The sequence below is a fragment of the Moorena sp. SIO4G3 genome, from assembly GCF_010692305.1.
Classification (GTDB): domain Bacteria; phylum Cyanobacteriota; class Cyanobacteriia; order Cyanobacteriales; family Coleofasciculaceae; genus Moorena; species Moorena producens_A.
On sequence record NZ_JAAHIG010000348.1, the window covers coordinates 1 to 9,123 of the forward strand.

The following is a 9,123-nucleotide window of genomic DNA, read 5'->3' on the forward strand; positions in this document are numbered from 1 at the left end:
TGTCAGATTTTAATGACTAAATTGGCGGATTTTTCGGGAAATTTTAGTTTATTTCCCTATCCCCCTATCCCCCTATCCCCCTATCTCCAATAATCGTTAACTTATTAAAGTTTGAAACAGCCCTACCCTTAATAAGGGGGACTTTTCAATCTAATTCCCCCCTTTTTTAAGGGGGGTTAGGGGGGATCTATCTACCTAATTACAAAGTTGACATGCTCCCCGCTAATCGCTGATAGCTTACCTAATTACTAATTATCAGCTTCACAGGACTTAATCAGTTTATTGAAATCTTCAGGAGGTTCTGCACCACCAGTAATTTCTAGACCAATACTTAGAAACTCTTCATAGGGGTATTTTTCTTGTATTTTATCAATGGTACACTGACAAAATGCCTGAGCCTCTGAGCCCTTAGTGCCAACACATTGCCCCATGTAAAAATTGACAAACTCAGGTGTATAGCCAATCTCAGCGTTTTGGAGGATAGTCTCAGCTTCTTCAGGGATAGTCAATGGTTTTTGAGGAATAGTTTCAGCTTCTTTAGGGATAGTTTCAGCTTCTTCAGAAATAGTTCCAGGTTTTTGGAGGATAGTCTCAGTTTCTTGGGAATAACCCACCGTTGGGCTGACGAGAGCAAACAAACAGGCACTGATAATTGATAGCTGGTATCGTTTGATGTTCATGCTTTTTAACCTCTACAAAAATTAGCCCAGATGAGCTCATTCGGACTATTTTAACAATTGCACATTACTAGGTTTCCCATCTTTTTGCTGAAACAAACATTAGGCAAAAGGCTTGCAGACAAAAGGCAAAACAGAGCATTAAAAATTAACAATTAACTGTTTTTAATTAACAATTAACTGTTAGCAATTTTCAAAGGACTAAAAGACTAGCTAAGAAACACAATACAAGTTTTTAGCTTGTAGGGCAGGCAAAAAAAGTTTAGTTTTGTTGAGTATTCTAGATTAGATTAGCTAGTTGCTAGTTATCAGTGGGTAATTATCAAAAAAATACCTCAAAATTCCTTCCACACACCAAATAGTAGTATCCCTAGATACTCAATTTTCAATTGTTGGTATCAATAGCTACTCTTTCTAAGAATAACTAGCAACTTTTATGAGATTACTTCGCCCACCCTACTTTAATTGGTATTTTTTTTTGACGCAAGTCCCTAATGAGTACCAATAATCATCCCGGCCAGTAGCACAAAGCCAATCCAGACATTTTGGCGAAAAATCTCTCCATAGACAGATGTGGGATGATTGGGCTTTCGTAGTCTAGTATAGTGCCAAATCCAGACTACTGTCGCGATCGCTAGCACTAACCAAAAGCCCAGTTGGAGATCCATCACAACCCCGAGGCCAGCAAGCAAGCTAGCAGTACCAGCAAAGAACACACCTACGGCATCAGCAGCATACTTACCGAAAAACAAGGCACTAGAGCGCACCCCAATCCTCTGGTCATCCTCCCGGTCTGGCATGGCATAGACTGTGTCAAATCCCAATGCCCAAAGTACTGTTGCTCCCCAGAGTAACCAGGTAGCTGGTTCTAGAGTAGTAGTAATGGCACTCCAACTAATCAGTACAGCAAAACCCCAAGCAATGGCCATAACCAGTTGCGGTACAGGAAACACTCGCTTGGCAGATGGGTAAAACACAATTACTGGTACAGCGGCCACGCAAAGCCCAAAGGTGAAAGGATTAAGATACAGAGCAATCACCCCAGCGCAGACCATAGCAACTAAGGCAACTACTACACCAACTTTGACCGATAGGGCTTTGGATGCCAAAGGGCGTGAGCGAGTTCGCGCCACTTGGGAATCAATATTGTGATCCCAAACGTCATTAATTACACAGCCAGCAGCACTGGTGGCTAAAGTTCCAAGAACAATCACAGCAACCAGGGGAATCGGTGGTTTCCCTTGGGCTGCTAAAAAAACTGCCCACAGTGCTGGCACCATTAAAATCAATCGTCCAGTTGGCTTGTCCCATCGCAACAGTCGCATAATGGCTAGCCAGGTGGGTATGGGATTGGGGTTTGGCTGGGTAATCATAGCAGGAATGGTGACTCGTTTGTGAGTAATTTTGTTTGTAGGTAATTTTTCGGATTGTTTCCTCGAATCAGAGGAATTTCTCTATAGGAGATAGTGCCTATTTTTTGTTATTCTCCTTAAAGATATCGTTATTCATAGGTTTCGGGCTGATATATGTAAGCAGGATACATCAATATGGTTAACTCACTGACCCAAGACATTTTCCTTCATGTTTCCACTCCTGACAAAGAGCAAGAGCGCATTATTGCTGCCATCGATATTGGTACCAATTCCATTCACATGGTGGTGGTGCGAATTGACCCTAAACTTCCGGCATTCACGATTATTGGTAAAGAAAAGGACACGGTCAGGTTAGGGAATTGCAACCCCCGAACTGGTGAGTTGACCCCCGAAGCCATGAATAGAGCGATCGCAACTCTACAACGCTGCAAGGAAATGGCAGCCAGCCTCAATGCTGAAAACATCGTTGCTGTAGCAACCAGTGCTGTGCGGGAAGCTCGGAATGGCCAGGCTTTTTTACACCAGGTCTATACAGAATTGGGTTTATTGGTCAACCTAATTTCTGGTCAGGAGGAAGCACGACGCATCTACCTAGGTGTGTTGTCAGCTATGGAATTCAACAACCAGCCCCATATCATTATTGATATTGGCGGTGGTTCAACGGAATTGATCCTCGCGGATAGTCACAACCCTCGTTCCCTAAGTAGCACAAAAATAGGAGCCGTTCGTCTTACAAAGGAGTTTGTCACTACAGACCCGATCAGCCAAAGTGAGTTTCTCTATTTGCAAGCCTATGTCAGGGGAATGTTAGAGCGAGCTGTTGAGGACATCCAGGCTAACCTGAAACTCAGTGAATACCCTCGTTTAGTGGGGACATCTGGCACTATTGAGACCCTAGCCAAGATGCACGCCTATGAGAATCTGGGTATGTTACCTAATCCCCTAACGGGTTATGAGCTTAGTCGTCAAGATTTGGAAAAAATGCTCAAGCGCTTAGCTGCTATGAGTTTGGCTGAACGCTCAACCCTGCCAGAGATGTCCGAGAGGCGTTCAGAAATTATTGTTGCTGGGGCAATCATTTTATTAGAAGCTATGAAGCTTCTGGGAATGGAGTCGATCATAATTTGTGGACGATCACTCCGGGAAGGCTTAATCGTTGACTGGATGCTTACCCATGGCTTGATTGAAGACCGGCTACGCTACCAAGATGAGGTCAGGGAAAGGAGTGTGATCGCAGTGGCCGGGAAATATCAGGTCAACCTGGACTATAGTCAGCGGGTGGCTAACTTTGCCCTGAGCTTATTTGACCAAACCCAAGGAAAACTGCACAATTGGGGAACACAGGCACGGGAATTACTTTGGGCAGCAGCAATTTTACACAACTGTGGCGTGTATGTGAGTCATTCCTCCCACCACAAGCATTCTTATTACTTAATTCGTAATGCTGAACTGTTGGGCTTTCTGGAGCCAGAAATTGAAATCATTGCTAATCTGGCTCGTTACCATCGCAAGAGCCCTCCTAAGAAAAAGCATGAGAATTACAATAATCTGGCCAATCAAGAGCATCGGCTGTTGGTGAGTCAGCTTAGTGCTTTGTTACGCTTAGCTATTGCTTTAGACCGTAGACAGATTGGTGCAATTCGGCAAGTTAAGTCGGATTATCGATCCGATGATAAAGCACTTCATCTAGATCTAGTGCCAGCTTTTGCTAATGATGATTGTGCTTTGGAACTGTGGAATTTGGATTATAAAAAATCGGTATTTGAAGAGGAATTTGGAGTTAAAGTGGTGGCGAGTTTGGCATCCAAGAGTAGTCAGCATTATTAAGCATTCAGCATTCAGCTCTCAGCCATTGATAAATTATCAATTCCCAATTCGTAAGCATATGCGCGTAGCGCATATGCTTACAACGCTATAATACAAATTTATAGACAACCGACGTAATCACTAAATCCAATCTAACTGTGTCCAAAAACTCATGTACTCGCATTCTTGATTGCTTGTATATCAGCACTTATAAAAATACCTTACCAATGCGTGTTGATATCTGGAGCCAACTGAAATTGTCAACAGATCGCTTGCAATCTCTTCACGCCAGTGGCCAGGATATCTCGACCTTAAAGGAAAAAATTGCAGCTGGGTTCAAAATTCTCGAACCCCTCGAGCTCTACTGGAAATTTCCAGGGATAAATGCATTTCGACGATTGCAGCAGCACTTTGAGCGCCAGGAATATTCTCGACTTTCCTGGGAAGTGACTCAAATTATACGTTTGATGTCTAGCCGTGCTGAACTGTATGCCCAAGCATACATGGATCAGATTTTTGCAAGCGAACAGAAAGATGGACAGCAAATTATATCAGTCGATAAGTACAATCAAAACTCTAATCAACTCGATTTCACCGTCTTATTTATCGAAGACGACATAACACCAGAAAAAGAAAAAGAATTACGCCAAAAACTGGCAGAAATAGCCTCGGACAAAGACAAGTTTATTTATCAGATCATCGTTGTTTCTAACTTTGAAGATGCCCTAACAGCTTTGATGTTGAATCATAGCATTCAATGCTGTGTTATCGGCTACGACTTTCCTCTGCGCTCAAACAACCGTTTGTCACTGCTCGAAGAATACATGAGTGGGTTAGAACAAGCTGAATTAGCTGGGAAATATTACCAACCGAGAGGTCTTACTTTAGGTGCGATTATACATAAGTTACGTCCAGAGTTGGATTTATACTTGTTGAGCGATGTATCTGTGGTTGATGTGGATGCTGAGACGAATCAGAACTTCCGCCGCGTTTTCTACAACCAGGAAGACTATCTTGAAGTACACTTAAGTATTATTCAAGGCATCGAAAAACGTTACGAAACCCCTTTCTTCGATGCCTTAAGAAATTACAGCAAAGAACCCACAGGGGTATTTCATGCCATGCCCATTTCCCGGGGAAATTCCATCTTTAAGTCTGATTGGATTCAGGACATGGGAGAGTTCTACGGTCAAAATCTCTTTTTAGCAGAAACTTCAGCAACCAGTGGAGGCTTAGACTCATTATTGCACCCCACTGGTACCCTTAAAGAGGCTCAGAGTTTAGCAGCAAGAAGCTTTGGTTCCAGGCAAACTTTTTTCGTGACTAATGGGACTTCAACTGCCAATAAAATTGTTGTGCAAGCAATTTTAACCCCAGGTGATATTGTCTTGGTTGACCAGAATTGCCACAAATCTCACCATTACGGCATCGTCTTAGTAGGTGCTCAACCCCTTTACCTCAATGCCTATTCCCTCAAAGAATATAGTATCTATGGTGCTATCCCTTTAAAGGAAATCAAGCAACAATTGCTCAAGTTCAAGGGCGAGGGGCAATTGGAGCAGGTGAAGATGCTGTTACTGACAAACTGTACCTTTAATGGCATTGTTTACAACGTTAAGGGAGTCATGGAAGAAATACTGGCAATCAAGCCAGATCTAGTTTTCCTCTGGGACGAAGCCTGGTTTGCCTTTGCTCGTTGCACCTCAACCTATCGAGAACGTACAGCAATGCAAGCTGCCACAGAACTTCATACTCGCTATCACAGTCCCCAATACCGAAAGGAGTATGCAGCCTTTAAGGAACAATTTGATCGGCTTGATCCAGAGGATGATCACACCTGGCTGAACCAGCGCCTGTTACCCGATCCAGATCAAGTCAAGATTCGGGTGTACTCAACCCAATCAATACATAAATCTCTGTCTGGGCTGCGTCAATCATCCATGATTCACATCTGGGACGAGGAGTTCAACCGTAGGTCGGAAATTGATTTTCTAGAGGCTTACATGACCCACACCACCACGTCCCCCAATTACCAAATTCTGGCTTCTCTGGATTTAGCGCGGCGACAAGTTGATTTGGAAGGCTTCAAATTGGTTCATTCCCAGATTGATATGGCAATGGTAGTGCGGGAGAAGGTTAACACTCATCCATTGCTAGGAAAATACTTCAAGATACTTACTCCTGAAGAGTTGATTCCCGAAACCTATCGCCCATCAGGTCTGAAACGTTACCAAACTCAGGAAGATCCAGAAGTAGAGTTCCAGCGTATCGAGCAAGCCTGGGAGGATGATGAATTTGTTCTCGACCCCACGCGGCTGACTTTGTACATTGGCAAGACAGGAATCGATGGCTATACTTTCCAAAATTCTGTACTGATGGAACAGTTTAATATTCAGGTTAACAAGGTTTCCCTCAATACGGTTTTATTAATGACTAATATCGGGACAACCTGGGGTTCCGTAACATATTTGCTTGATTGCCTACATAAAATTGCTGAGGGGTTGGAGCAGGAATTGCGCCAATACAATCAAGTGGAAATTAAATTATTTGAAAACAAGCTGCAACACCTAACACTGAATTTGCCTTCTTTGCCTCATTTCAGCGAGTTTTACTCCGGCTTCCGTTCTCACCCGGCAACTAGGCAAGGGGACCTGCGGAGCGCCTACTTCCTGGGTTTGGACGAAGAAAAAATAGAATACCTCAAGCTAGACAATGAAATAGATGAGATAATGGCATCTGGGCGAGAACTGGTTTCATCTACATTCATTATTCCTACCCCACCGGCTTTCCCGATTTTAGTTCCTGGTCAAGTTGTAACTGGGGCGATAGTCTTCCTAATGAAGCAGCTTGCTCCTGATGTCATTCAGGGTTATCGACCTGACTTTGGATTACCCGTATTTACTCAAGATGCTTTAGACAGTCTCAATAAAACTACAGGATCTGCAATGACTAAAACAACAGCCTTCACTCATTTAGCTATAGCTGTTACGAACCTTAATGCCAGTATTGCTTTCTACGCCAAGTACGGTCAGATGTCAGTAGTGCGCTTGCGCGTAGAACCAGGTACAGTTTGGATGTCCGACAACATTAGACCCTTTGCGCTAGCTCTACTTGAGGAAGAAGAGGCCAAGCCAATCTTGCCCCCGAGTCATATTGGTATTGCTTGTGTCAGTTGTGAACAAGTGGATCAGCTCTGCAAACTTGCTCGCAAAGAGGGTTGCTTACTTGAGGGACCTAAGGATTATGGTCCTCCAACTGGTTACGCAGCCTACCTCAGGGATCCTGATGGACACCATGTAGAAATTTCCTACGGTCAAGAGGCAGCTTATGAGTCTAGATATACTCCCTATACCGACCTAGCTTAAGTAGCCACTTACAAAGGTTATTCCATCTTACCTTGAATCTAACTGCTAATAGCTGAAGGCTTAAAAAAGATTGACAGGTCAAGTCTTTCAGTAAAGATTTTCCTGTAAATCTTTATCAATTTTAGTTACACGATTTTGGTTTTACCTAATCCTTAGCCAGAAAAATCCGCTGATAAAACCAGCAATTTATCCGCTAATTAAACTAGACTATTAACCCCAACACTAACTGAGATTAACTTTGAAGACTTTTTGCTTTTCTGATTCTGCTTTCGGCAAACTCAAGCTCAAGATGCCATTATTGTAATCAGCCTTGACCTGATCGTGTTGAACCCGTTTTGGCAAGGGAACCACCCGCTGAAAGTTACCATAACGGAATTCTGAGCGTGTCATCCCATTTTCTTCAGTACTAGTTTCAGACCGACGCTCACCACTAATAGATACAGCTTGCTCTGTCACCTGAATATCGAGATCTTTAGAGTCTATCCCAGGAATCTCAAGCTTTAATTCAAGGGTTTCTGCTGTCTCCTGCAGTTCTGCCGCTGGCATAAAACTTGTTCCCTTAAGACCAGGATATTCAAATGGGGTGAATTCATCAAATAGCCGATTCATTTACCGTTGTAAGTTAGTGAATTATCCGAAAGGTTACCAAGGAATAAGTCCCATAATCTAACCTCCGTCTATTGACATATCCTTGCGGTTTAGATCCACTTTTTTCACCCATACTTAGGATTTTTAACGGTTAGCGAAACGTCACCGCTTGGATGATTTTATTTAATCTGTTATCAATCTATCAACGCCGAAAAGGTCTTGGAGTTCGCTTCCCTTCCTAAACCATTAGGATAATTTCCGTACAGATATAAATAATAGATAATTTCAATCTCAACCATATCCCCAATACCTCAGGGGAATTTTAACGAATTTGATTACGATTCTACTTAGTCATTCAGGTTTTGGTAGCGGGCGCAGGCGTAGAGGTCAAATAATGCTCCAACTAGGCTACAGGTAAAAGCAATCACTAATACTCCCTGAATTGGGGATCCATTACCAAAAATAGTCAAAAATTTCAATAGCTCAGTTGTGGCAGTAAGACCAAACCCTGTCAAGCCCGGAATGTATCCTATTATACCAAATACTGCCAGTAAACCAACAACTAGTGCCACTGGAGCCATAAAGCTCAGAAGGATTGTTATTACCAAAGAACGGAGAAAGTTTGGCAAAATGCTCATAAAATTTAACCGCATAAGCAGGTGACTTGAAAGCCAAAGCCAAAGTATGACTTGGCACTTTCTACCTTAGGCGAAATCCCTGTCGATAACCGAAAATGTCAAAAATCTTAAATTTTCATTAAAAATCTTGGTAAAGGTCTGTGAATCTGGATCATAAAGCCGGGTGGTTGGTGACTTGTTAAGGGCTACAGGTGGTCACTTAAATTGATCCGCCTTAAGCTACCTGGCTTGATATATCAGTGATTTCGGCTCAGTGGCAGGGGAGTTGCAACCCCTTTGGGGAACCTACTCAATTCCTGAGAAGCTGTGGATCAAAAGTTATCATTCCTGTTAAGATTCTTCTTTGATTGGGGATAGGTGAACTTGTCCCACCACTCAAGTAGGTGGGATGAGCTAGTACGTAACTCCCTGTCTTAATAACAAAGCACTAATGACTAACAGCGATCGAATCAGTTACCAATTCCCAGACAACTTCATATGGGGAGTAGCCACCGCTTCCTATCAGATTGAAGGAGCAGTAAGTGAAGGAGGACGCAAACCTAGTGTTTGGGATACCTTCAGTGGTACCCCTGGAAAAATACTTAACGATGATACCGGTGCGGTCGCTTGTGACCACTACCATCGCTACAAAGAAGATATAGAGCTGATGGTCAAACTAGGGATCAAGGATTATCGC

The 9,123-nt window shown here is 43.0% G+C and carries 7 protein-coding genes; 3 read left to right on the top strand and 4 right to left on the bottom strand.

The genetic code is table 11. The annotated features are described in order from the left end of the window. Positions 1-248 precede the first annotated feature (248 nt). Positions 249-680: a hypothetical protein gene (locus tag F6J99_RS36000; protein WP_293120396.1), complete on the bottom strand. Its 432-nt coding sequence runs from the start codon at positions 678-680 to the stop codon at positions 249-251. 488 nt (positions 681-1,168) lie between these two features. Further along, positions 1,169-2,050 carry a 4-hydroxybenzoate solanesyltransferase gene (locus F6J99_RS36005; protein WP_293120398.1) on the bottom strand — a complete coding sequence of 294 codons (882 nt, stop codon included), beginning with the start codon at positions 2,048-2,050 and terminating at the stop codon, positions 1,169-1,171. A gap of 174 nt (positions 2,051-2,224) precedes the next feature. Between F6J99_RS36005 and F6J99_RS36010 the strand changes: the two genes are divergently transcribed. Further along, positions 2,225-3,877 (top strand): Ppx/GppA phosphatase family protein, encoded by a 1,653-nt coding sequence (locus F6J99_RS36010; protein ID WP_293120400.1) that lies wholly within the window; start codon positions 2,225-2,227, stop codon positions 3,875-3,877. Positions 3,878-4,014: 137 nt separating this feature from the next. Next, entirely contained in the window at positions 4,015-7,221 is a 3,207-nt protein-coding gene (locus F6J99_RS36015; protein ID WP_293120402.1) for an aminotransferase class I/II-fold pyridoxal phosphate-dependent enzyme, read from the top strand. 222 nt (positions 7,222-7,443) lie between these two features. Here F6J99_RS36015 and F6J99_RS36020 read toward each other — a convergent pair whose 3' ends face one another. Both F6J99_RS36020 and F6J99_RS36025 read right to left on the bottom strand, forming a co-directional pair. Beyond that, the gene (locus F6J99_RS36020) at positions 7,444-7,830 is read right to left on the bottom strand and encodes an Hsp20/alpha crystallin family protein (RefSeq protein WP_293120404.1); all 387 of its coding nucleotides are present in this window, start codon (positions 7,828-7,830) and stop codon (positions 7,444-7,446) included. 326 nt (positions 7,831-8,156) lie between these two features. Beyond that, complete coding sequence (locus tag F6J99_RS36025; protein WP_293120406.1) at positions 8,157-8,447, bottom strand: hypothetical protein; 291 nt, start codon at positions 8,445-8,447, stop codon at positions 8,157-8,159. 430 nt (positions 8,448-8,877) lie between these two features. On the opposite strand from F6J99_RS36025, the gene F6J99_RS36030 reads away from it, so the two are divergent. Continuing rightward, positions 8,878-9,123: family 1 glycosylhydrolase (locus F6J99_RS36030; protein WP_293120408.1), on the top strand; the 246-nt coding region annotated here is incomplete at its 3' end.

Coding starts and splice junctions, on each gene's coding strand:
- F6J99_RS36000 (WP_293120396.1), bottom strand. CDS start 680: ATGAACATCAAACGATACCAGCTATCAATTATCAGTGCCTGTTTGTTT.
- F6J99_RS36005 (WP_293120398.1), bottom strand. CDS start 2,050: ATGATTACCCAGCCAAACCCCAATCCCATACCCACCTGGCTAGCCATT.
- F6J99_RS36025 (WP_293120406.1), bottom strand. CDS start 8,447: ATGAGCATTTTGCCAAACTTTCTCCGTTCTTTGGTAATAACAATCCTT.
- F6J99_RS36010 (WP_293120400.1), top strand. CDS start 2,225: ATGGTTAACTCACTGACCCAAGACATTTTCCTTCATGTTTCCACTCCT.
- F6J99_RS36020 (WP_293120404.1), bottom strand. CDS start 7,830: ATGAATCGGCTATTTGATGAATTCACCCCATTTGAATATCCTGGTCTT.